Origin of the sequence: Streptomyces sp. NPDC058001, from assembly GCF_042886315.1 — a bacterium.
GTDB lineage: Bacteria > Actinomycetota > Actinomycetes > Streptomycetales > Streptomycetaceae > Streptomyces.
This window is the reverse complement of record NZ_JBHVQT010000015.1, coordinates 87,620-111,489: the sequence shown is the minus strand read 5'-3', so window position 1 is coordinate 111,489 and position 23,870 is coordinate 87,620. Positions and strand designations below refer to the sequence as shown.

Genomic DNA, 23,870 nt, shown 5'->3' with positions numbered 1-23,870 from the left:
CTTGGCGGCTGTCCCTCAGTGGCTGTGCACACCACGCACCACGCGACCACGATAAACGAGGCCCCGGTGTGCCCCGTACCGAGAACGAGTGTCCGGGGAACAGGCGGGAACGGTTCGCCCGGAGTTAACCGACGAGACATCGCCACCGGGCCTACTGAGGGCAACTTGTTCGAACAAGTTCTCTGTCCCGCCCGTGCCCGCACCGCTGAGCCGGGCAGCACCCCAGGAGAGATCGTGACCGTGTCCCTGCCGAGAAGCGCCGTCCTCGCCGGCGGCCTGGCGGCCGTCGCCGCCCTCACCCTCAGCGCCTGTGGCGCGGCCCCCGACAAGTCGACCTCGGCCGGCGACGGCAAGAGCGCGGCCACCGCGACCTCCGCCGAGGACTTCGGCGGCATGGACGCCCTGGTCACGGCGGCGAAGAAGGAAGGCACGCTCAACGCCATCGCGCTGCCCCGCGACTGGGCCAACTACGGTGCGCTGATCGACGGGTTCACCAAGAAGTACGGCATCAAGATCGAGGTCGAGAACCCCGACGGCAGCAGCCAGGACGAGATCAACGCGGTCACCTCACGCAAGGGCCAGAAGCGTGCCCCCGACGTCCTCGACCTCGGCAGCTCCTTCGCGCTCAGCGCCGCCCAGCAGGACCTGACCGCCCCGTACAAGGTGGCCGCCTTCGGTGACATCCCCGAGGGGCAGAAGGACCCGGAGGGCCGCTGGTTCAACGACTACGGCGGCTATGTCTCCATCGGCTGCGACGCCAAGCGGGTCAAGGTCTGCCCGACCACCTTCAAGGACCTCCTGAAGCCCGAGTACAAGGGCAAGGTCGCCCTCAACGGCAACCCGACCAAGTCCGGCTCCGCGTTCGGCGGCGTCTACGCGGCGGCCCTCGCCAATGGCGGCTCCTTCGACGACATCCAGCCCGGCCTGGACTTCTTCGCGAAGCTGAAGAAGAACGGCAACTACACGCCCGTGGAGTCCACGCCGGCCACCGTCGAGAAGGGCGAGACGCCCATCTCCATCGACTGGGACTACCTCAACGCCGGATACGCCGACGAGTTCAAGAGCAAGGGCGTCGACTGGAAGGTCGCCGTCCCCGAGGACGGCACGTTCGCCCAGTACTACTCGCAGGCCATCAACAAGGACGCCCCGCACCCGGCCGCTGCCCGGCTGTGGCAGGAGTACCTCTACAGCGCCGAGGGCCAGAACCTGTGGCTGAAGGGCTACGCCCGCCCGGCGCTGATGGTCGCCATGGACAAGGCCGGAACGCTCGACAAGGACGCCGCCGCCCGGCTGCCGAAGGTCTCCGGCACGCCGACCTTCCCGACCGAGGCCCAGCAGAACAAGGCCAAGGGCGTCCTCGCCCAGGGCTGGGGCAAGGCTGTCTCCGGGTGACGTCCGACCTGACCGCCGGCTCGCCGCCGCGCCGCGCCGCCGCAGCGCCCGCCGCCCCCTCGGGGCGGCGGCGCCGCGGGGCCGGCGGGCTCGCCGTCGTCCCGCTCCTCGTGTTCGTGGCGCTCGCCTTCGGGATCCCCGCGCTCGCCATGCTCGACGGCGCCTTCACCGTCAAGGACCCGGTCACCGGCGCCGGTTCGTACAGCACCGAGAACCTCAGCGCCTCGCTGCGGGGCGCCTATCTCACCGCCCTGCTCGGCAGCGTCAAGTTGTCCGCCGTCTCCGCGATGATCGCCACCGTCCTCGGACTGCTGCTCGCCCAGGCCGTGGTGACCTCACGCTTCCGCGCCCTGCGCGAGGCGGTCCTCACCGCGTCCGGTGTCCTCGCCAACTTCGGCGGGGTCCCGCTCGCCTTCGCGTTCGTCGCCACGCTCGGCAACTCCGGTGTCCTCACCCGCCATCTGGGCCTCGCCGACAAGGGCTGGAACCTCTACAGCTTCACCGGTCTGACCCTTACCTATCTGTACTTCCTCATCCCGCTGATGGTCCTCACCATCACCCCCGCGCTCGACGGACTGCGCACCCAGTGGCGCGAGGCCGCCCAGAACAACGGCGCCACGCACACCCAGTACTGGCGCCATGTCGCCCTGCCGGTGCTCACGCCCTCGCTCCTCGGCGGCTTCGTCCTGCTCTTCGGCAGCGCCTTCGCCGCGTACGCGACCGCAGCCGCGATGGTCGGCAGCTCCGTCCCGCTGGTGACCCTCCAGATCGCCGACGCCATCTCGGGCAACGTCCTGGTCGGCCAGGAGAACGTGGCGCTGGCCCTCAGCCTCGACATGGTTCTCGTCGCGGCCCTCGTGATGGCCGTGTACCTGCCCCTGCAACGACGGAGCGCGCGATGGCTCGCCTGACCTCCCGGCGGCCCTGGCGCGCAGTCGTCCTCGCCGTCGCCGCCCTGTACTTCCTGCTGCCGCTCGCCGCCTCGGTCGTCTTCACCGTCGACGTGCCGAACCAGGGCGTGAACCTGGACGCCTACGGCCGCATCCTCGGCACCGAGGGCTTCCTCACCAGTCTGCTGCTCTCCCTCGAACTCGCCGCCGCCACCATCGCCGTGGTGCTGCTCCTGATGGTGCCCGCGATGGTCGCGCTGCGGCTCGGCGCGCCCCGGCTGCGGCCCGTGGTCGAGGTCGTCTGCTCGCTGCCGCTGGTCGTCCCGCCGATCGCGTTCGTCGCCGGCATCGGCACCGTCCTCAAGTGGGGACCCGAACACCTCTCCACCACGCCGCTGTTCCAGACCTTCGTGGCGATCCAGGACCCGGACTTCCCCGTCGTGCTCGTCCTCGCGTACGTCGTGATGGCGCTGCCGTTCGTGTACCGGGCACTGGACGCGGGACTGCGCGCCATCGACGTGCGCACCCTGATGGAGGCCGCCCGCAGCTGTGGCGCGAACGGGACGCAGGCCCTCGTCCGCGCGGTACTGCCCAATCTGCGTGGCGCCCTGCTCAACGCCTCCTTCCTCACCCTGGCGCTGGTGCTCGGCGAGTTCACCGTCGCCCAGCTCCTGGGCTTCAGGCCGTTCGCCGTGTGGATCGTCAACATCAGCGGCTCGCAGGCCCAGATGTCCGTCGCCGTGTCCGTGCTCAGCCTGCTCGTGACCTGGGCGCTGCTGCTGGCGCTCGCCGCGTTCGGCGGACGCCGCGCCCCCTCCCTCACCGACTCGCAGAAGTGACCCCACCATGACGCTCACCGCCCCCGCCACCCAGGCCGAACCGGCCGGCACCTCCGCCGCCACCGTCGAATTCCGCGGTCTGCGCCGCGCGTTCGGGAGCACCGTCGCCCTCGACGGGTTCGACCTCACCGCGCGGCCCGGCGAACTCCTCGCCCTGCTCGGCCCGTCCGGCTGCGGCAAGACCACCGCGCTGCGGATGCTCGCCGGGTTCGAACACCCCGACTCCGGCGACATCCTGGTCGACGGCGAGGACGTCACCCGGGTCCCGGCCCACCGCCGCGACGCCGGCATGGTCTTCCAGTCGTACAGCCTCTTCCCGCATCTCAGCGCCCTCGACAACGTCGCCTTCGGGCTGCGGATGCGCAAGATCCGTACCGGCGAGCGGCGGGCCCGCGCCGCGGAACTCCTCGACCTGGTGGGCCTCGCCGACCGGGGCGACCAGTATCCGCACCAGCTCTCCGGCGGCCAGCAGCAGCGGATCGCGCTCGCCCGCGCGCTCGCCCTGCGCCCGCGCGTCCTGCTCCTCGACGAGCCGCTGTCCGCGCTGGACGCCAAGGTCCGGCTGAACCTGCGTGAGGAGATCCGCCGGCTCCAGCAGGAGTTGGGCATCACCACGCTGTTCGTGACCCATGACCAGGAGGAGGCCCTGTCCATGGCGGACCGGGTCGCGGTGATGCGCGCCGGACGTCTGGAGCAGTGCGCGGCGCCCGCCGAGCTGTACGCCCGGCCCACGACGGCGTTCGTCGCCGAGTTCGTCGGCACGATGAGCCGGGTCCCCGGCCGGCTCGCCGAGGCGCGGGACACGGTCGAGGTGCTGGGCCGGCGGCTGCCCCTGGACGGGGACGCGCCCGAAGGCGCCCTCGACGTGGACGTGCTGGTCCGTCCCGAGGCCGTCCGGGTCGCCGCCGACGCCGAGGGCACCGCGCGGGTCGTCGCGACCGCGTTCCTCGGCTCCGCGATCCGGCTCACCGTGCGGCTCGCCGGCGCCACCGAGGTCAAGGCGGACCTGCCCACGCACGAGGCGGCGGCGCTCGCGCCGGGCGCCCCGGTGACGGTGACGCTGCCGGAGCGGCCGGTACTGGTCGCGCCGCGTACCGCCTGACCCCCCGCCCGACGCCCGCCTGATCACCTGCGCGCCGGATCCCGGGGCGGCACACCGCCGCCTCCCTTCCGCGCGCCCTCGCACGCCCCACCCCCCACTTCACCCGCCCGAAAGAAGACCTCCGTGACCCACCGCAGCACCCCGGCCCCGGCCCCGCTCCTGAAGGCCGTTCTGTTCGACATGGACGGGACCCTCGTGGACACCGAGCGGCTGTGGTGGGACGCGGTGGACAAGGTCGCCGTCGGGCTCGGCCGCCCGCTCACCGGCGCCGATCAGCCCGATGTGCTCGGCCGCCCCGTCGAGTACACCGCCGGGGTGCTCAGCCGGGCCACCGGTGCGCCCCTCGACGGCGTCGCCGCCGCGCTGCACCGGGAGTTCGCGGCCCGGGTGCGGTCCGGGGTCGTGCCGCGCCCGGGTGCCGTCGCCCTGCTGCGGGCGCTGCGCCACGAGGGCGTTCCCACGGCCCTGGTCACCGCCTCACCGCGCCAGGTCGCCGACACCGTGCTCGCCGCACTCGACGCCGCGGGCGCGGGCGGCTTCGCGACCACCGTGACGGCCGACGACACCGCCGACACCAAGCCCGCGCCCGATCCCTACCTCGCCGCGTGCCGTGCCCTCGGGGTCGAGCCGGGCGCGTGCGTCGCCGTCGAGGACACCCCGACCGGCGTCGCGTCCGCCGAGGCGGCGGGCTGCCATGTCCTCGCCGTCCCGTCGCTGGCGCCGATTCCCGGGGCCCCCGGCCGTACCGTCCTCGCATCCCTGGAGGAGGCGACGCCGGACCGGCTGCGCGCCCTGATCACCGGTACGACGGGTCCCCGCTTCGTCGTACGGGAGCTGACCACGCGACGGGCCCGGGTGGGCGAGGAGTTCACGGCGACGGTTCGAGGGCTGGTGCGCGGGCTGGTACGAGGGCCGGTGGGGGAGACGCACCCGGGTCACGGATTCACCTTCGCCAAGGCTGAGGGGCCCGACTGGGTCCGGGTGTCCGCCGACGGCCGTCTCTCCGGTACGCCGACCGGCCCCGGCAGCGCCAGGGTCACCGTCACCGCCGCCGACCCCGAGGGCCGTACCGCCCGGCTCACCGTCCGGGTCCCCGTGGCCGCCGCCGGGGAACCCCTCGTACCGGTGCTGCGCGTGATGAGCTGGAATCTCTGGCTCGGCGGCGCCGCCGTCGACGGGCACCGCGACAAGCAGCTCAAGGCGCTGATCGACGCCGACGCCGATGTCGTCGGCCTCCAGGAGACCGGTCCGACGTCCGCGCGGGAACTCGCCGACGCGCTCGGCTGGGACCACCACCGGGCGGGCACCGACCTGGCCGTCCTCAGCCGCTACCCGATCACCGCCCGCCACGGCGACCCCGCACCCGGCTTCTACGGCGCGGTCGGCGCCCGGGTCCGGCTCGACCACGACACCGAGGTCGTCCTGTGGAGCGCCCATCTCGACTGCGCTCCCTACGGCCCGTACGACGCCTGCTTCGAGGGGCTGCCGGAACCGGAACTGGTCGCCCGCGAGGGGGAGTCGGGGCGGACCGGCCGGATGCGCGGAATCCTCGACGGGCTCGCCGCCGGGCTCGCGGCGGCCGACACCGTGCCCGTGCTGCTCGTCGGGGACTTCAACACGCCCTCGCACCTGGACTGGACGGCCGACGCGGCCCGCCTTCACGGCGACCGCGGCCCGGTCGCCTGGCCGGTCACCCGCGCCGCCGAGGACGCCGGGCTGCGTGACGCGTACCGGGTGGCCCATCCCGACCCCGTACGGGAGCCCGGAGCGACCTGGTCGCCGATCCACCGGGACCACGAGGACGGCTCGGGGCGCCCGGAACCACAGGACCGGATCGACTACGTCCTTTTCGCCGGGGACCGTCTGGAGGTCCGCGACGCCACCACCGTGACCAGCGGATTCAACGCTCCCTGGCCGGATGTCGCGGACAATGACTGGCCCTCCGACCACGCGGCCGTGGTGACCTCGTTCACGGTGCGCAAGGAATCGCCGCGAAACCCTTGAGAGGCGCAATGGATCGCGGGTGTACGCGCAACGGAGGCGCCTTGTCCGGGCGGAACGGCGAAACGTACGGTCTAGGCGTCCCCCGTATGACCCCTTTTCTCACCGAGGTCCGCCCATGCCGTCGTTGCGTGTCGCCCTGCTCCAGAGTTCCGGACGCCCCGGATCCGTCGCGGCGAACCTGAAGGCACTCGACGAGGCCGTGGCCCGTGCCGCCGACGCCGGGGCCGGTCTTCTGGTGACCCCGGAGATGTTCCTCACCGGGTACGCGATCGGCGCGGACGTGTCCCGGCTCGCCGAGCCCGCCGACGGTGAGGGCGCGGACGCCGTCGCCGAGATCGCGTCCCGGTACGGCGTCGCCGTCGCCTACGGCTACCCCGAGCGCGGAGAGCGGGACGAGCAGGCGGTGGTCTTCAACTCCGTGCAGCTCATCGGCCCCGATGGCACCCGGCTCGCGGGCTACCGCAAGACCCATCTCTTCGGCTGCTACGAACACGACCTGTTCACACCCGGCGAACAGACCGTCGTACAGGCCGAGTTGGGCGGAATCCGGGTCGGCCTGATGATCTGCTACGACGTCGAGTTCCCGGAGAACGTCCGCGCCCACGCCCTCGCCGGCACCGATCTGCTGCTGGTGCCGACGGCCCAGATGCACCCGTTCCAGTTCGTCGCCGAATCCCTCGTGCCGGTGCGGGCCTTCGAGAACCAGATGTATGTCGCGTACGTCAACCGGACCGGGCCCGAGGGTGAGTTCGAGTTCATCGGGCTCTCCACGCTGGCCGGTCCCGACGGGATCGCCAGGACCCGGGCGGGGCGCGGTGAGGACCTGGTCGTGGCCGATGTCGACGCCGAGTTCCTGGCCGCGTCGCGCGAGGCCAACCCGTATCTGCGGGACCGGCGCCCCGGGTTGTACGCGTCCCTCGTCTGAGCCCGCCCACTTTTCGGCCCTTTTCATGCCAGTTCGCGCAAGGAGTTCCACCCCATGACGTCCACGGTGCCCCCCGCGGTCCCGCACACCGGCGCGCAGCCGCCGATCACCATGTTCGGACCGGACTTCCCGTACGCCTATGACGACTTCCTCGCGCATCCCGCCGGGCTCGGGCAGATTCCGGCGACCGAGCACGGCGCCGAGGTCGCGGTCGTCGGGGGCGGACTCTCCGGGCTCGTCACCGCGTACGAACTGATGAAGATGGGCCTGAAGCCCGTCGTGTACGAGGCCGACCAGATCGGCGGGCGGCTGCGGACCGTCGGGTTCGACGGCTGTGACCCGTCGCTGACCGCCGAGTTGGGCGCCATGCGCTTCCCGCCGTCCTCGACGGCGCTCCAGCACTACATCGACCTGGTGGGCCTTGAGACGCGGCCGTTCCCGAACCCGCTCGCCGAGGCGACGCCGTCGACCGTCGTGGACCTCAAGGGCGAGTCCCACTACGCGCGCACCCTGGACGAACTGCCCGACGTCTACCGGCAGGTCGCCGACGCGTGGAACGCCTGTCTCGAAGAGGGCGCCGACTTCTCCGACATGAACCGGGCGATGCGCGAGCGCGACATACCGCGTATCCGGGAGATCTGGGCGCGGCTCGTGGAACGCCTCGACCACCAGACGTTCTACGGTTTCCTCTGCGCGTCGGACGCCTTCCGGTCCTTCCGGCACCGCGAGATCTTCGGCCAGGTCGGCTTCGGCACCGGCGGCTGGGACACCGACTTCCCGAACTCCATCCTGGAGATCCTGCGGGTCGTCTACACCGAGGCCGACGACCACCACCGGGGCATCGTCGGCGGCAGCCAGCAGTTGCCGCGGCGGCTGTGGGAGCGGGCGCCGGGCAAGATCGTGCACTGGGCGCAGGGCACCTCGCTCGCGACGCTGCACGGCGGGACGCCCCGGCCCGCGGTGACCCGGCTGCACCGCACGGCGGGCAACCGTGTCACCGTCACGGACGCGTCGGGCGACATCCGCACCTACCGGGCCGTGGTGTTCACCGCCCAGTCGTGGATGCTGCTCTCGAAGATCGCGTGCGACGACGCGCTGTTCCCGATCGACCACTGGACGGCGATCGAGCGCACCCACTACATGGAGTCCAGCAAGCTGTTCGTGCCGGTGGACCGGCCGTTCTGGCTGGACAAGGACGAGGCCACGGGACGCGACACCATGTCGATGACCCTGACCGACCGGATGACCCGGGGCACGTACCTCCTGGACGACGGGCCGGACAGGCCCGCCGTCATCTGTCTCTCGTACACCTGGTGCGACGACAGCCTCAAGTGGCTGCCGCTGTCCGCGCACGAGCGGATGGAGGTCATGCTCGCGTCGCTCGGCGAGATCTATCCGAACGTCGACATCCGGCGGCACATCATCGGCAACCCGGTGACCGTCTCCTGGGAGAACGAGCCCTATTTCATGGGCGCGTTCAAGGCGAACCTGCCCGGTCACTACCGCTACCAGCGGCGCCTGTTCACCCATTTCATGCAGGACCGGCTGCCCGAGGACAAGCGCGGCATCTTCCTCGCGGGCGACGACGTGTCCTGGACGGCGGGCTGGGCCGAGGGCGCCGTACAGACCGCGCTCAACGCCGTGTGGGGCGTCATGCACCAGTTCGGCGGATCGACCGACGCGGGCAATCCGGGGCCGGGTGACGTGTACGACTCGATCGCGCCGGTGGAACTGCCCGAGGACTGAGGTCTTCCGTTCGGTTCGGGCCGGCGGTTGCAGGTCGGCGGTTCGGGTCGCCGGTTCAGGTCGGCAGTGGGGTCAGCAGCATCCGGCCCACCAGACCCACCGCCGCGTCCAGGCGCTGTGCGAACTCCTCGGCCAGGTCGGGGAAGTTCCGCAGCGCCCACAGGGCCCGCGCCGCCGACCACGCGCCGTCACGGGCCCGGTCCAGGCTCCACGCGCCCATCAAATGGGTGAGCGGATCGGCGATCTGGAGCAGGTCAGGTCCGGGCATCACGTCTTCGCGGATGCGTTCCTCCAGGAGGACGAGGAGATCGCCGACGCGGTCGAACTCGTCCTCCAGCGCCTCGGGTTCGCAGCCGAGGTCATGGCAGGTGTCCACGACGGCCAGGGCGAGATCGTGACCGATGTGCGCGTTGATGCCGGCGAGCGCGAACTGAAGGGGACGTACGCCGGGGTGGCGTCGGTACTGGAACAGGGGCCGCCAGCAGGCGGGTGGTCGGCGGTCGTCGGCCACCGCGTCCAGGGCCGCGAGATAGCGCTCCGCGAACCGGACGTCCAGCGTCGCGGCGGCCCGCGCGTCGGTGAAGTGGCCGCCGGCGATGCGCCGGACGACCTCCTGGGTGACAGTCAGGTAGACACCGTGGAAGACGGCGATTCCATCGCCTTCCGGCCAGCCGTCGCCGAGCGCCCGCATCCGCCGCAGCACCGAGTCGACCTGGTCGGCGGGGGTCGTGAACTGTTCCAACTGCGCCATGGGGGCAGCGTGGCAGCCCTTCGGTGACGCCGGGTATGTGTCGCCGGTGCTTCCCCGGAATGGGGTAACGGTTCGCGACGACCCGCGTCGGCCGACCAGGTCCTTCGACCGGGCTTACGCCCCGGGCCCGTTGGTGGGGCGGTCGTCGGTGTCGTAGGTCGACGTTCCCTCGTCCAGGAGCGGGGTCCGGGCCTTCAGATGGGCCGGTGCCAGGGCCCTGAGGGCGTGATATCCCGTGATCACCACCAGGGTGCCCAGGGCGATTCCGCTCAGGGAAAACGTGTCCGTGAAGCGGAGCGTCACGTCGCCCACGCCGATGATGATGCCCGCGGCGGCCGGTACCAGATTCAGCGGATTGCGCAGGTCGACCCCGGCGCTGATCCAGATCTGGGCGCCGAGCAGCCCGATCATGCCGTACAGGATCACGGTGATGCCGCCCAGCACCCCGCCGGGGATCGCCGCGACGACCGCCCCGAACTTCGGGCACAGGCCGAAGAGCAGGGCGAAACCGGCGGCGGCCCAGTACGCGGCGGTCGAGTAGACCCGTGTCGCAGCCATCACACCGATGTTCTCCGAGTACGTCGTGTTGGGCGGACCGCCGACCGCCGTGGACAGCATCGACGCGGCGCCGTCGGCGGAGATCGCGGTGCCCAGCTTGTCGTCCAGCGGGTCGCCGGTCATCTCGCCGACGGCCTTCACATGGCCCGCGTTCTCGGCGACCAGGGCGATGACCACCGGAAGCGCCACGAGAACGGCGGACCACTCGAACGACGGGCCGTGGAACGACGGCAGGCCGACCCAGTCCGCCGAGCCGACGCCCGACAGGTCGAGGCGCCAGTGGTCGGTGAGCTTTCCCGCACCGGTGACCGAGTGGATCCGGCCGAAGACGAGGTCGAACAGCCAGGAGATCCCGTACCCGAAGAGCAGTCCCAGGAAGATCGCGATCCGGGACCAGAATCCGCGCAGGCACACCACGGCCAGACCGGTGAACAGCATCGTCAGCAGGGCCGTCCACTGGTCCTGGGGCCAGTACGTCGAGGCCGTCACCGGGGCGAGGTTGAAGCCGATCAGCATGACGACGGCGCCGGTGACGATCGGCGGCATCGTCGTGTGGATGATCCGCGCGCCGAACCGCCGTACCGCGAGCCCCACCAGGAACAGGGCGACGCCGACCACGAAGACCGCGCCGGTCACCGTCGCGCTGGTGCCGCCCTGCGCCCTGATCACCGCGGCGACGCCGACGAAGGAGAGGGAGCAGCCGAGGTAGCTGGGCACCCGGCCCCGGGTCGCGAGCAGGAAGATCACGGTCGCGACACCGGACATCATGATCGCGAGGTTCGGGTCGAGTCCCATCAGGACCGGCGCCACGAAGCTGGCCCCGAACATCGCCACCACATGCTGGGCGCCGAGCCCGATCGTGCGCGGCCATGTCAGCCGCTCGTCGGGGCGGACGACGGCACCCGGTGCGGGCGTCCGGCCGTCGCCGTGCAGCCGCCAGCGCACGCCGAGATCCATGATGCGTTCCGCTTTCTGTCGGCGTGGAGGCGGTGGCGATCACCGCGAAGTCGATCACCGTCATCGTAAAGGGAGCTCATGGGGTCGCATCCATGAATCCCTGCGCGGGGCATTGCCAGGCGTACCGGTCACCCCTACGCTCGCGTGGTCCTGTTCGTGAATGCTGTTCATGTATGTGTGTGAGGTGGACTCGATGACGCGTGTTCCCACAAGGAGGGTTCGATGAGCGGAGGACACCGCCGGCGCCTCGGTGTGCTGATGACCGCCACGGCCGCGCTCGCCGCGCTGCTCGTACCCGTCACCTCGTCCGTCGCGGACGCGCACGGCCACTCCCACGGCTACTCCCCGCCGAAGGCCCCGAACACGCCGGTTCTGGACGGCAAGCGGCTGCGGGACACGAAGATCCGGCTGGACCACGGCGACGCCCGACTGAAGCGGACGCTGCGCGATCTGACCGCGCGCGCCGACACCTGGCTCGACCAGGGCCCCTGGACGGTCGTCGACAAGCCGAAGCCCGCGCCCAGCGGCGACCCGCACGACTATCTGAGCCAGGCCCCGTACTGGTGGCCGTCACAGCCCCGCACCGCGGACAACCCCTGGGGCTGCCCGTACGTCCAGCGGGACGGCGAGCGCAACCCCGAGGTCGACACCGGCACCGACCGGCCCGACATCGGCAAGGTCGTCAACTCCGTCACCAGCCTCAGCCTCGCCTGGTACTACACGGGCGAGAAGCGGTACGCGGAGCACGCGTCGGAGATCCTGCGGACCTGGTTCGTCGACCCGGCGACACGGATGAACCCGAACCTGAATCACGGCCAGTTCATCCCCTGCAAGTACGACGGCCGGGCCATCGGGATCATCGACTTCTCGCAGCAGTACACGAGCGTCCTCGACGCGATCGCCATCCTCGACACGGGCGCCCCCGGCTGGAGCGCGGGTGACCGGTCCGGCATGGCCGCCTGGAACAAGCAGTTCCTGGACTGGCTCGTCAACAGCCCCTTCGGCAAGGAGGAGTCGGCGGCCAAGAACAACCACGGCACCTTCGCGGACCTGCAGATCGCCGCGCTCGCCCTGGCCACCGGCGACAAGGCGCTCGCCCGCGGAACGGTCCTCGACGCCCGCTCGCTGCGGATCGACCCGCAGATCGCCCCCGACGGCAGCCAGCCGCAGGAACTCGCCCGTACCCGGAGCTGGCACTACTCGACCTTCGATCTGGTCGCGTACACCCGGCTCGCGGCGGTCGGCGAGCACGTCGGCGTGGACCTGTGGAGCTACCGGGGACCGCGGGGGCAGAGCCTGTTCAAGGCCGTCGACCATCTGCTGCCCGCCGCGACCGGCGCCGCTCCCTGGCCCCATCCGGAGCTGGAGTTCTACCGGTACGCGGCGAGCGACATCGTGCACGCCGCCGCCGACGCGGGCGACCGCGCGGCGAAGGCCGCCGTGCCGAAGCTGGAGACACCGCCCGGCGGGGACCTGTGGGCGCTGCGCCCGGCGGCGGAGCAGTTGGACTCGATCGCGGGCTGACGAGGGCGGTGCCGGGTGCCGGGTGCTGGGGTGCTGGGGATTCAGGGCCGCGGGTCGGGAGCCGGGGCCTCCTGGGGGGTGACCTTCGCGGTCTGCCGGGACGCGGTCCGCAGCACCCCGGCGAACGCCACGAGCCCGAACGCCAGCACCGTGACCACCCCGAAGGACACCACCAGACTCGTCAGGTCGGCGAGCGTCCCGATCGCCGACGGCGCGACCAGACCCGAGGTGTACGTGATCGTGGCCACGCCCGCGATCGCCAGACTCGCGTTCGGACCGCTGCGCCCGGCCGCCGCGAACGCCAGCGGCACGACCACCGCGATCCCCAGGCCCATCAGCGCGAACCCGCCCATGGCCACCGCCGGATGCCCCGCCGTGACCACGAGCAGTCCGCCGATCGTGGCGAGCACCCCGCCCACCCGGACCACCCGCACCGCGCCGAAACGGTCCACGACCTTGTCGCCCGCGAGCCGCGCCACCGCCATCGTCAGCGTGAAACCGGTCGTCGACGCCGCCGCGAGCCCCGCCGACGTGTCGAGGACGTCCCGCAGATACACCGCCGACCAGTCCAGGCTCGCGCCCTCGGCGAACACCGCGCAGAAGCCGACCGCGCCGATCAGCAGCGCCGATTTCGGCGGCAGCGCGAACCGGGGCGGCGGCTCCTCGTCCTCGGCGGGCCGCAGATCCAGCACCCACCGGCACGCCAGCAGGCCGATCGCGGTCAACGACACGGCGGCCAGCGCGTGATGGATCCGGGCGTCGGCGCCCATGTGCGCGGCGAGGGTGCCCGCCGCCGAACCGATCAGGGCGCCCGCACTCCACATGCCGTGCAGCCCGGACATGATCGATTTGCCGAGCAGGGTCTCGATCTCGACGCCGAGCGCGTTCATCGCCACGTCCGACATACCGGCCGTGGCCCCGTACACGAAGAGCGCGCCGCACAGGGTCAGCAGGTTGGGGGCGAGGGACGGGAGGATCAGGGCCAGGGTCCACAGGGTGAGCAGGACCCGCAGCGCCGTGCGCGCGCCGAGGCGGTGGCTGACCCAGCCCGCCAGCGGCATCGACACCGACGCGCCGATCGCCGGGAAGGCCAGGGCGATCCCGAGCTGGCCCGCGCTGACCGACGCGTGGTCCTGGATCCATGGCACGCGCGTCGCGAACGAGCCGGTGACCGCGCCGTGCACACAGAACACGGCGGCCACCGCGTACCGTGCGCGCCGCACCGCCCCCCGGTCCTGGATCACTTCACTCATCAGGTGCTTCCTCCCCGTTCCTGCCCGTCCCTGCCCGTTCCCGCCCGCCGCCGCGTGTCATGTCGGCCTGGGTTTTCAGCGTCGGCGCGTAAACTATCAGGAACCCTGCCTGATAAATAGGCGTCGATCTGGAAGGATCTCGCCCATGCCCGCATCACCGAGCACCGCCCGGAGAATCAACGACCGGCTGGCCCTGCGTCTGCTGCAGAGCGAAGGACCCCTGACGGCGGGGCAGTTGAAGCAGCTCACCGGTCTGTCCCGGCCCACGGTCGCCGATCTGGTCGAGCGCCTCCAGGACTCCGGGCTCATCGCCGTCGTCGGCGAGACGGGCGCCGACCGCCGGGGCCCCAACGCCCGCCTGTACGGCCTGGTCGCCGACCGCGCCCATCTCGCCGCCCTCGACGTCCGCACCGAGGGCGTCACCGTCGCCGTCGCCGATCTGCTCGGTACGGTCCTCGCCGAGGCGTCCGCTCCGATCGGCGGCGACACCGGCACCGGACACGCCGTCGAGCGCGCCGTCGCCCTGGTGGAGCGCGCGGCCCTGGACGCGGGCGCGGGTCCGCTGCACAGCGTCGGCATCGGCGCACCGGGTCTGATCGACCCGGCCACCGGTGAACTGCGCCGCACCTCCGGGCTGCCCGCCTGGCACCGGCGCCTGGTCGCCGCGCTCCAGGAGCGGCTGCCGGCCCGGGTCCTGGTCGAGAACGAGACCAACCTCGCCGCACTCGCCGAACAGCGCGAGGGCGCCGCGACCGACCGGGACACCTTCGTCCTGCTCTGGCTCGGCCACGGCGTCGGCGCGGCCGTCGTCCTCGACGGCGCCCTGCGGCGCGGCGCGTCCGGCGGCACCGGCGAGATCGGCTTCCTACCGGTGCCCGGCACGGACGGACTGCCCTCGGCGACCGCGTGCGACGGCGGGTTCCACTCGCTCGCCGGGTCCGCCGCCATCGCCGAACTCGCCGCCCGGCACGGCCTGGTGGCCCCCGCCGAGCCGTACGAGCCGCCCGCCGCCGCCCTCGTCCGGGAGGCCGTCGCCACCGGCGCCGCACCCTTCCTCGACGAACTGGCGGCGCGCCTCGCGGTCGGCGCCGCCTCCGTCACCGCCGTCCTGGACCCCGGCTGTGTAGTGCTGGGCGGCGAGATCGGTCACGCGGGCGGCGACGCGCTCGCCGCCCGGGTCGCCGACCGCCTCGCCGCCATGTCACCGCTGCCCACGGAGGTAAGGGCGGGGCTGCTCGGCGGCGCGGCGGTGTTGCGCGGCGCCCTGTTCACGGCCCGGGACGCGGCCCAGGACGACGTGTTCGACCCGACCCCTGGCCAGACCCCCGCCCAGGCGCCTGCCCGTAGCCCACGAACCCCCCGTACTCCTCATACCCCTCTCCGGACCCCGGCCGCGCCCACCACCCCCCGCCCGCTCCGGGTGGCCGCCCGCGACTGACTCAGCTCGCCGGACCGAACCGCTTCGCCAGGTACTCCGCGAACGTGCCCCGGCCCACGGCCCGTTCCGGCGTCAGATGGCGTCCCGCACGCAGCGCTTGGTACGTGGCTCCGGCGAGCCGTACCGGCACGATCCGGCGCCGGCGCCCGGTGGCCCTCAGATACGCGCGGGCCAGTTCCGGGAAGCCCAGCACCTCGGGCCCACCCATGTCGGGCACCCGGCCTGCCGGTGCTCCCTCGGCGAGCGCGGCGAGCCGGTCGGCGACCTCCGCGACCTCGATCGGCTGATCGGCGACCCCGGCGGGCACCGGCATCAGCAGCGGCGTCCTCGCCAGCCCCTGGAGCACGGAGACGACCAGATCGTGGAACTGCGTCGCCCGCAGCACCGTCCAGCCGAGCCCCGACTCCTCCACGATCCGCTCGACCGCGTACTTGTGCTTGTAGTAGCCGAGCGGCACCTCGTCCACGCCGACGATCGAGATGTACACCAGATGCCCGACGCCCGCCTGCCGCAGCGCCGCCACCAGATTCCGCGCCGCCTCCTCGTCCCCGCGCGGCGCGCTCGCGCAGTGCACGGCGGTGTCCACGCCCGCCACCGCCGCGTCCAGACCGGCACCCGTGCGCAGATCGACCGCGTACGGCTGTGCGTGGCGGCTCAGCACCCGCACCTCGTGGCCCCGTGCGCCGAGCCGTTCGGTGACGAGCCTGCCGAGCGTGCCCGTGCCGCCGGTCACCAGGATCGTGGTCATCGCAGGTCAGCCCCTTCTCTCACAGTGCGATGCTCCCCCGCGGAGCGCCGCCTCACCACTGGGGACGGATCAGGGACCCGATGTGTGACACGGCACGGGGGCGGAGGTAGTCCGACTGGGGGAGCCCCTATACCGTGGGGCCGTGGCACGCATCGTGATCGTCGAGGACGACGACACCATCGGGGCCAGGCTCGCGGCGACGCTGCGCACCCTGGGCCACGACAGCGAGTGGTGTCCGGACGGCGGCACGGCCCTGGCCCGCGCCGACCGGGGCCCCGCCGATCTCGTCCTGCTCGACCTCGGACTGCCCGACGCCGACGGCTTCGAGCTGTGCCGCCGGCTGCGTGAGCGGCTGCCGGACGCGATCCTGGTCGTCCTCACCGCCCGCACCGGCGAGATGGACGTCATCCAGGCCCTGGAGTCCGGCGCCGACGACTATCTGACCAAGCCGTTCCGGCTCGCCGAACTCCAGGCCCGGATAGCCGCCCATCTGCGCCGGGCCGCCCCACGCGGCAACGGCGACGCCGACTCCGCCCGGACCCGGCACGGCACCCTCCTCATCGACCGCACGGCCCGGCGCTGCTTCACCCCGACCGAGGAGGTCGAGCTGCGGCCCAAGGAGTTCGACCTGCTGGCCCGGCTCGCCGCCGCTCCCGGTGAGGCGGTGAGCCGCGAGGACCTGATGAGCGACGTCTGGGACGAGAACTGGTTCGGCTCCACCAAGACCCTCGACGTCCATGTCGCCGCGCTCCGCCGCAAGCTGGGCGACCGCGTCCGCATCACCACCCTGCGGCACTTCGGCTACCGCCTCGAACCACCCAAGGAGCGCTGACCGTGCGCCGCCGGATCCTGCGGGCGACCGTCGTCGCGGTGGTGTGCGCGGTGGTCCTGTTCTCGGTGCCGCTGGCCGTCGCCACACTGCGCCTGTACCGGCAGGACGAGGTACGCGAACTCCAGCAGCTCGCCGACCGCGTCGCCGTCAGCGTGCCGGCCGACGTCCACGCGCCCGGCGACCCGATGGAGTTCCCGACCGTCGAGTCCGGCACCCATATCGCCGTGTACGACGAGGGCGCACGGCTGGTCGCCGGCTCGGGACCGGCGCGCGGGGACGGTCCCGTCACCCACGCCCTCGGGGGCGGCGCGTCCTCGCGGAGCGTCGGCGATGTCCTGGTCGCCGCCGTCCCGGTCGGCTCCGGCGAGCAGGTGCGGGCGGCGGTCCGGGTCAGCTCCCCGGCGTCCGAGCCACTGCGCAGGGCCGCCCTGACCTGGGCGGGCATGCTCGCCCTCGCGGCGGTCGCGGTCGGTGTCGGCGCGGTCCTCGCGATACGGTCCAGCCGCCGGCTCGCCCGCCCCCTGGAAGCCCTCGCCGCCACCGCCGTACGCCTGGAGACCGGCGACCTGACCGCACGTGCCACGCCCTGCGGACTCCCCGAGGCCGACGAGGTCGCCACCGCGCTCAACCGTGCCGCCGGACGGATCGAGGGACTGCTCCGCCGCGAACGGGCGTTCAGCGCCGACGCCTCGCACCAGCTCCGGACCGCGCTGACCCGGGCACGCCTCGAACTGGAGAGCGCGCTCACCCCGGGTGCCGCGCCGCAGGACCCGTATGACGCGATGCGGGCCGCGCTGGCCTCGCTCACGCACATGGAGACCACGCTCGGCGACCTGCTGTCGCTGGCCCGTGACGCGCCCGAGCAGGCACCGCTCGACGTGGGCGTACTGCTCGCCGACGCCGAACGGCGCTGGCACGGTGAACTCGCCGCCGCCGGGCGCCCGTTGAGGATCGTCGTCGAGGACGGGCTGCCCGCGGCGCTGGGCTCGCCGCGCGCGGGCCGGCAGGTCCTGGACGTGCTCGTCGCCAACGCCGTCGCACACGGCCGGGGCGCCGTGACCGTACGGGCCAGGGACGCCGCCGGGGCCCTCGCCGTCGATGTCGAGGACGAGGGCCCCGGGCTCCCCGACGACCTGGACGTGTTCGCCAGACGGCAGGACGCCGGAACCGGTCACGGGATCGGACTCGCGCTGGCCCGTTCCCTGGCGGAGGCGGAGGGCGGTCGCCTGATGCTGTCCCGCAGCTCCCCGCACCCCCGCTTCACCTGGCTGATCGCGAGCGCGGAGGAGGACCCGGTGTACGCGGAGCAGGAACCGGTGTAACTGCCTCCGGCGGTTCGGTCACAGCTCCTTCAGTTCCGTGAGTGGTGGCTGCTTGGCGTGGCGTGCCGCTGTCCAGGCCGCCGTGGCCAGGGCCGCGACGACCGCCGCGGCGAGGATGCCCAGGTAGCCCCACGGCACGGCGAGCGTCGCCGGTGGTGGGTCGAAGACACCGGTCAGGACCTTGACCAGCATCTGCGACAGCGCCCACCCGAGTACCGCGCCGCAGGCCGCGCCCGCGACGGCCACCAATGCCGCCTCGCTCCACACGAACCCGGACAACTGCCGTCCCCGGGCGCCCAGTACGGAGGCCAGGGCCAGGGTGCGACGCCGTTCCGTCAGCCCCAGCGCGAGGACCAGACCGCCCGCGGCGGCCCCGATGACCAGCGCGAAGCCGAGTTCCACCCGGGTGAGTCCGCTCAGGTCCACGGCCGTGAGACTGGAGCCCGTCACCGTACGCGTCGAGGGCAGATCGGTGACCTGCGCGGCCGGTCCGAGCGCCGACCGCACCTGCCGCGCCACCCCGCGCTGACCGCTGCCACCGGTGTCGACCAGCAGCGTGCCGACCGCGTCACTGCCGGTCGCCTGCGCAACGTATGTCGAGTTGGCCACCAGGAAGCTGTCCTTCGGCGCCGTCGGGAACTCCTTGACGATGCCCACGAAGTGGAAGGCCACGGTACGGAGTTGATGCGTCCGGCCGTCCTGGAGGCGCAGCCGCACCTGGTCACCGGGGTGCAACTGGAAATCGTGCGCGGTCTCGGCGCTCACCAGCAGCCCGTCCGGTCGCGCGGTCAGCCGGTCCATCAACTGCCGTGCGGTGCCGCCCGAGAAGTACGCGTCCTGGAGCTGCCCCGCGCCGATCACGGTCGACGGCCGTACCCCGTACAGGTCCTGGAGGTCGGGACCCACATACGCGAACCGGTGCTGCAAGGGCTCCACGCCCCGTACCCCCGGCAGCTTCGCGACCTTCGCGGCGTCCGCCGGGCCCGTGGTGGAGCCGGGGGACTCGGTGACGGTGACGTCGGCGCCGTTGGTGAGCACCGAGTCGACCTCGGCCTGCTGCCGGTAGGTGGAGTTGAACACCGCCGTCGACGCGGCGAACGCCGTCGCCAGCGCGAGCAGCACCACCGCCCGCAGCACCGTGCCCCGCTGCCGCGACAGACTCGCCGCGACCGTCCCGGACAACGGTCCCGCCGCCGGCCGCAGCAGCCGCGCGAGAACCGGCCGGCCCCGGCGCAGCAGCAGATCCACCAGCAGCCAGGCCAGCAGCGCCCCGCCCGCCCACAACAGGGCAGGACCGGCGAACGCCCAGTAGTCCACCGACAGTGTCGGGGTGCCCTCGGGCGCCAGGACCAGCGCGTAGTTCGTGCCGCTGGTGACCCGGAACACCGCGAGCGACGCCCCGAGCAGCCCGGCAGCCAGCGCCCACCAGGCGGTACGCGGCACCGGACGCCGCTCCATCGACGCCCGCCCGGCGACCACCGTCGCCGCCTTCAGGTCCCGGCGCACCGGCAGCAGCACCGTCGCGCCCGCGATCAGCGCGCCCACGCCGAGCGCGACGCCCGCCCACGCGGCGTCGAAGGTTCCGGCCGTGCCGAAGGCGGTACGCCCGAGGAGGGCGGCGACGCCGAGGCCGACCGCACCGCCGGCGACGGCCACGATCGCGGCCTCCACCGACGCCAGAGCCAGCAGCCGTCCCGACGACGCGCCACGGGTCCGCAGCAGGGACTGCTCCCTGCGCCGCCGTGCCGCGCCCGCACCGGCGACCGCCGCCGTCAGCGCCCCGGCGAGCAGCGCGCCGGGCACCCCGAGGAACAGGAACAGCAACTGCGCGTACAACGCGTCCGAACGGGCCGCGTCCAGGACCGCGCCCAGGTTGTCCCCGACGACCCCGGCCCCGGCGAGCCGCACCTCGGTGTGGTGCGCGCTGCCGGTCGCCGCCGTGTACGCGGACGCCGGGTCGTGCGGCAGGGTGTGGTCGCGGCGGGCGTGCACCTGGTCGTGGACCAGGTCGGGCCGGGCCTTGGCCAACGGGTCGAAGAGTGAGTGCCAGTCGGCCTGCGGCAGCAGCAGGACGTTGTCCGGCGGCGCGGACGGCTGCGACTGCGGCGGCGCGCCGACCTTCTGGAACAGCGAGTCCGCGTGCGGCAGGTCGACGACACCGTCCACCCGGACGTCGACCGGGGGCAGCCCGGCCCGGCCGACGGACACCGTGTCGCCGGGCGCCGCACGCAGGTTGGCCGCGGTCTGCTGGGCGAGGAGCACGCCGTCGCCGCGCCCGGCCAGCACCCGGACCTCGCCCGGGAAGGACGCCGCGTATCCCGGCGGCAGACCGAGCACCGTGCCGGGGCCCGTGGTCTGCGCGGTGCCTCCGGTGGTCGCCGTCAGGCCGCTGGTGTCGGCGTATCCGACGGGCAGCGCGGTTCGGGTGCCGGGGTCGGCGCGCACGGTGTCCAGAACGGCGCGCGTGTCGGCGCCGGTCGTCACCTGCACCTGCCAGTCGACCGGGACACCGCGTACGGACTGCGAGGTCATCGTGGCGCGGGTCGCCCCGAGGAATCCGCCGAGCGCGGCGAGCAGCGCCACCGCGGTGGCGACGCCGACGGCCGCGCCGAGCAGCCGTCCGCCGCGTCGCCGCAGCAGACCCGAGAGCCAGATCCTGATCATCGGGGGTGTCCTCCTTGGCCGTCCCGGCCTATGTGGTCGTCCCGGCCGTCGTGGTGGTCCCGGTCGACGCGGTGGTCCTCGTCGTCGTGCGTCGCGCGCCCGTCGTGTGCGGCGCGCCCCTCGCGTACCGGCCCGTCCGCGTCGCCGCCGCCGGAACCTTCGTGGTCGTGGATCAGCCGTCCGTCCGCCATGTACCAGCGCTCGTCCAGCTCCTGGGCGACCCGCTGGTCATGGGTGGTCACCAGTACGGCCGCGCCCAGTTCCGCGGCGGCGGCGAGCAGCACCGTCAGCACCTGATGGCCCGTCTCACGGTCCAACTGGCCGGTCGGTTCGTCCGCGAGGACGAGCCGGGGGCGGCGCGCGAGGACCCGGGCCACGGCGACCCGCTGGGCCTGGCCCGCGGAGAGTTCGTCGGGGAGCCGCGCGGCCAGCGGGCCCAGCTCCAGACTGTCCAGGGCGGCCCGCGCCCGTGCGTCGGCCTCGTCGCCCGGCACCCCGTCGATGCGCAGCGGAAGCGCCACGTTCTCGGCGGCGGTCAGCGGCGGCAACAGGCTCGGGCCCTGGAAGACGACCCCGATGTGCCGCGCGAGAACCTCGGTCGCGGGACCCCCGTTGCCGCCGGGGGAGCCGTTCGCCCCGGAGCCGACGAGACCCGGATGGGTCACCCGCCCCGCCGTCGGCCGGTCGAGACCCGCCATCAGATGCAGCAGCGTCGACTTGCCCGAACCGGAGGGGCCGACCACCGCGATCCGTGCGCCCGGCGCGACCTCGCAGGTCAGCCCGTGCACCGCGACGACCGCGCCGGGCCCGCTCCCGTAGGTACGGGCCGCCTCGTCGCACCGGACCAGCGGCGTCCCGACGGCACTCATCTCCGGCGTGTACTGCGCGTCCAGCGCGTCCATCACGTCCACCTTCCGTCCCGCATCCGCAACACCCGGTCCGCCGAACCCGCGACGGCCCGGCTGTGGGTGACCACGACGACCGCCGTCCCGGCGGCGGCACGTTCCCGCAGCAGGGCGAGCAGCCGCCGTTCGGTCTCGCCGTCGACCTCGCCCGTGGGTTCGTCCGCGAGCAGCACGTCGGGCGCGTTGGCCAGCGCGACCGCGAGACCCGCGCGGGCCGCCTCACCGCCCGACAGCTCACGCGGCAGGGCGCCCGCCCGCGCGCCGATGCCCATCTGGTCGAGCAGGTCGTCCGGCGCCACCGGGTCCTTGCCGGACGCGAGGCGCTGCACCAGCGCGATGTTGTCCCGCACGGTCAGGTGCTCCAGCAGGTTCCCCGACTGGAACAGCACCCCGATGTGCCGCGCCCGGACACCGCCGCGCTCCCGCTCGGCCCGGTGACTCAGCCGCTCACCGGCCACGTGCACGGTGCCGCCGTCCGGTTCGTCGAGCCCGGCGAGGCACGTCAGCAGCGTGGTCTTGCCGGACCCTGACGGGCCGGTCACCGCGACCGTCTCGCCGCGCTCCACCGTCAGACCGACGCCCTGGAGAGCGAAGGTCTCCTCGTCGCCCGCGCGGAAGAACCGGTACAGGGACCGCGCTTCGAGCACCGGCGCGGCCATCAGGACCACCGGAACGAGTCGGTGACGATCCGCCAGGGGTCGACATTGTCCGCGCCCACCGCACCGGACAACGTCAGCACGGCCGTTCCCTGGCCGGCCCGGTAGAACACGTACCGCTGCACATCGAGCTGGACGGACTTGCCGGTGACCTGGTCGGGCGGCGAGTCGACCCGGTACTCGGCGAGTACCGCGGACCCGCCCGCGCGCCGCACATCCGTCACCTTGACCAGGCTGAAGTTCTTGCTCGCGGATCGCACGGCCGGAATGTCCTGCGAACGCACCGAGTTCACGGTCGGCGCCGAGGTGGCCGCCACACGCTCGACCTTGACGGTGTTGAACTTGTCGCTGAACACGGTCGCCCCGCCCTGCGCGGTACGGGACCACCCTTCCGGCACCTTCACGGTGAGACCACCGCCGGACGGGGCGTACGGCACGAACACCTGGGTGTCCGGGATGTCACCGGGTGGATTGGACTCGGCGGGTACGGCGCCGGGCGACGACGAGGACGCCGGGGCATCGGCCCCGGACGAGGAAGCCGCCGACGAGTTCGCCGACGTGTGCGACGACGAGGAACAGGCGGCGGCTCCGGCAGCGGTGACCAGGACAAGACCGGTCACGGCGGCGGCGAGCGGACGACGCATGGGACGGCACCTCCACAGGGGTGCGGGACGGCGGAGGCGCCGGCCCGCTTTCGACCTTCGCCCCGACGCTAGGAGCCCGCCGGACAGCGCCCGCCCTGCGCCCGGTTAGCGCCCGGTTAACACCCGCACCCCGCCGGTGCGACGCCCCGATTTCCTGGCCGGCCGGCTGCCAACGGGCGCCCCACGAAGCCGAGTTCGTCCGGGTGCGCCACTGGGTGGACCGGCAGCCCGACAGAACCCCGCGCCACCACGGACCCGGCGGCGGGCAAGGGCCGGAGAGTCCGCCGCCGGGCGTTCCGCCGGACGCGTTCGCGCGTCCATGGGCAGGGTCTTCTCCTTGGGGGTGACGCCGAGGCTAGGGACGATCCGCTCCCGCCGTCAATAGGTATGGACCAGTCGACGGGAGCGGCCTTGTGAGCCAGCCCACACAGTGTCGCCCGCATGGCCGGATATCAGCCGTGGCAGACTGGTCGTGTACCAAAAGCAGCGCACTCCGGGGTCGGTGAAAGTCCGAACCGGCGGTTACAGTCCGCGACCCGGCCGCCTCCAGCGGCCGGTTGACCAGGTGAAATTCCTGGACCGACGGTTAAAGTCCGGATGGGAGGCAGTGCGCGGCGGACGGGCACAGGTGTGCGCGTCGCGTCGGTTTTCGTCCATGGCGGACGAGCGCCGTCCGGCGTCCCCGGTGTCATCACGTCCGCTTCTCTGTCGTCATCGACA

Annotated in this window: 19 protein-coding genes and 1 riboswitch; of the genes, 11 read left to right on the top strand and 8 right to left on the bottom strand. The window is 72.9% G+C overall.

Annotation, left to right across the window (positions count from 1 at the left end):
* The first annotated feature begins 234 nt into the window (after positions 1–234).
* The 7 genes from ACFVT5_RS33655 to ACFVT5_RS33625 all read left to right on the top strand — a co-directional run bounded on the left by ACFVT5_RS33655 (position 235) and on the right by ACFVT5_RS33625 (position 8,898).
* Positions 235–1,392 (top strand): ABC transporter substrate-binding protein, encoded by a 1,158-nt coding sequence (locus tag ACFVT5_RS33655; RefSeq protein WP_389895927.1) that lies wholly within the window; start codon positions 235–237, stop codon positions 1,390–1,392.
* On the top strand, positions 1,389–2,303 hold the full coding sequence (locus tag ACFVT5_RS33650) for an ABC transporter permease (RefSeq protein WP_389895925.1): 915 nt from the start codon (positions 1,389–1,391) through the stop codon (positions 2,301–2,303). The genes ACFVT5_RS33655 and ACFVT5_RS33650 overlap by 4 nt, the downstream gene beginning before the upstream one ends.
* Positions 2,291–3,121 carry an ABC transporter permease gene (locus ACFVT5_RS33645; RefSeq protein WP_389895923.1) on the top strand — a complete coding sequence of 277 codons (831 nt, stop codon included), beginning with the start codon at positions 2,291–2,293 and terminating at the stop codon, positions 3,119–3,121. The genes ACFVT5_RS33650 and ACFVT5_RS33645 overlap by 13 nt, the downstream gene beginning before the upstream one ends.
* 7 nt (positions 3,122–3,128) lie before the next feature.
* The gene (locus ACFVT5_RS33640) at positions 3,129–4,223 is read left to right on the top strand and encodes an ABC transporter ATP-binding protein (RefSeq protein ID WP_389895920.1); all 1,095 of its coding nucleotides are present in this window, start codon (positions 3,129–3,131) and stop codon (positions 4,221–4,223) included.
* A 123-nt stretch (positions 4,224–4,346) separates the two neighbouring features.
* Entirely contained in the window at positions 4,347–6,227 is a 1,881-nt protein-coding gene (locus ACFVT5_RS33635) for an HAD-IA family hydrolase (RefSeq protein ID WP_389895918.1), read from the top strand.
* A 115-nt stretch (positions 6,228–6,342) separates the two neighbouring features.
* Entirely contained in the window at positions 6,343–7,152 is an 810-nt protein-coding gene (locus tag ACFVT5_RS33630; RefSeq protein ID WP_389895916.1) for a carbon-nitrogen hydrolase family protein, read from the top strand.
* Positions 7,153–7,206: 54 nt separating this feature from the next.
* The gene (locus ACFVT5_RS33625; RefSeq protein ID WP_389895914.1) at positions 7,207–8,898 is read left to right on the top strand and encodes a flavin monoamine oxidase family protein; all 1,692 of its coding nucleotides are present in this window, start codon (positions 7,207–7,209) and stop codon (positions 8,896–8,898) included.
* A 55-nt stretch (positions 8,899–8,953) separates the two neighbouring features.
* On the opposite strand, the gene ACFVT5_RS33620 is transcribed toward ACFVT5_RS33625, so the two are convergent.
* Complete coding sequence (locus tag ACFVT5_RS33620) at positions 8,954–9,649, bottom strand: DUF5995 family protein (RefSeq protein WP_389895912.1); 696 nt, start codon at positions 9,647–9,649, stop codon at positions 8,954–8,956.
* 114 nt (positions 9,650–9,763) lie between these two features.
* The gene (locus tag ACFVT5_RS33615) at positions 9,764–11,164 is read right to left on the bottom strand and encodes a uracil-xanthine permease family protein (protein WP_389895910.1); all 1,401 of its coding nucleotides are present in this window, start codon (positions 11,162–11,164) and stop codon (positions 9,764–9,766) included.
* A gap of 222 nt (positions 11,165–11,386) precedes the next feature.
* On the opposite strand from ACFVT5_RS33615, the gene ACFVT5_RS33610 reads away from it, so the two are divergent.
* Positions 11,387–12,688, top strand: a complete 1,302-nt coding sequence (locus ACFVT5_RS33610) for an alginate lyase family protein (RefSeq protein WP_389895908.1) — start codon at positions 11,387–11,389, stop codon at positions 12,686–12,688.
* A 41-nt stretch (positions 12,689–12,729) separates the two neighbouring features.
* Here ACFVT5_RS33610 and ACFVT5_RS33605 read toward each other — a convergent pair whose 3' ends face one another.
* Positions 12,730–13,941 (bottom strand): MFS transporter, encoded by a 1,212-nt coding sequence (locus ACFVT5_RS33605; protein WP_389895906.1) that lies wholly within the window; start codon positions 13,939–13,941, stop codon positions 12,730–12,732.
* Between the two features lie 145 nt (positions 13,942–14,086).
* On the opposite strand from ACFVT5_RS33605, the gene ACFVT5_RS33600 reads away from it, so the two are divergent.
* The gene (locus tag ACFVT5_RS33600; protein WP_389895904.1) at positions 14,087–15,379 is read left to right on the top strand and encodes an ROK family transcriptional regulator; all 1,293 of its coding nucleotides are present in this window, start codon (positions 14,087–14,089) and stop codon (positions 15,377–15,379) included.
* Position 15,380: 1 nt separating this feature from the next.
* On the opposite strand, the gene ACFVT5_RS33595 is transcribed toward ACFVT5_RS33600, so the two are convergent.
* Positions 15,381–16,127: an SDR family oxidoreductase gene (locus ACFVT5_RS33595; RefSeq protein ID WP_389895901.1), complete on the bottom strand. Its 747-nt coding sequence runs from the start codon at positions 16,125–16,127 to the stop codon at positions 15,381–15,383.
* A gap of 142 nt (positions 16,128–16,269) precedes the next feature.
* Between ACFVT5_RS33595 and ACFVT5_RS33590 the strand changes: the two genes are divergently transcribed.
* Positions 16,270–16,959, top strand: coding sequence for a response regulator transcription factor (locus ACFVT5_RS33590; RefSeq protein ID WP_389895898.1), 690 nt, complete (start codon positions 16,270–16,272; stop codon positions 16,957–16,959).
* A gap of 2 nt (positions 16,960–16,961) precedes the next feature.
* The gene (locus ACFVT5_RS33585) at positions 16,962–18,281 is read left to right on the top strand and encodes a sensor histidine kinase (protein WP_389895896.1); all 1,320 of its coding nucleotides are present in this window, start codon (positions 16,962–16,964) and stop codon (positions 18,279–18,281) included.
* Between the two features lie 18 nt (positions 18,282–18,299).
* Here ACFVT5_RS33585 and ACFVT5_RS33580 read toward each other — a convergent pair whose 3' ends face one another.
* The 4 genes from ACFVT5_RS33580 to ACFVT5_RS33565 are packed head-to-tail and all read right to left on the bottom strand — an operon-like array spanning position 18,300 to position 23,150.
* On the bottom strand, positions 18,300–20,945 hold the full coding sequence (locus ACFVT5_RS33580; protein ID WP_389895893.1) for an FtsX-like permease family protein: 2,646 nt from the start codon (positions 20,943–20,945) through the stop codon (positions 18,300–18,302).
* The gene (locus ACFVT5_RS33575; RefSeq protein WP_389895890.1) at positions 20,942–21,847 is read right to left on the bottom strand and encodes an ABC transporter ATP-binding protein; all 906 of its coding nucleotides are present in this window, start codon (positions 21,845–21,847) and stop codon (positions 20,942–20,944) included. Before ACFVT5_RS33575 ends, ACFVT5_RS33580 begins: the two co-directional genes overlap by 4 nt.
* Positions 21,847–22,509, bottom strand: coding sequence for an ABC transporter ATP-binding protein (locus tag ACFVT5_RS33570; protein ID WP_389895888.1), 663 nt, complete (start codon positions 22,507–22,509; stop codon positions 21,847–21,849). The genes ACFVT5_RS33575 and ACFVT5_RS33570 overlap by 1 nt, the downstream gene beginning before the upstream one ends.
* Positions 22,509–23,150 carry a hypothetical protein gene (locus ACFVT5_RS33565; protein ID WP_389895885.1) on the bottom strand — a complete coding sequence of 214 codons (642 nt, stop codon included), beginning with the start codon at positions 23,148–23,150 and terminating at the stop codon, positions 22,509–22,511. Before ACFVT5_RS33565 ends, ACFVT5_RS33570 begins: the two co-directional genes overlap by 1 nt.
* A 484-nt stretch (positions 23,151–23,634) precedes the next feature.
* A riboswitch (FMN riboswitch) is annotated at positions 23,635–23,765 on the top strand.
* Positions 23,766–23,870: the final 105 nt, after the last annotated feature.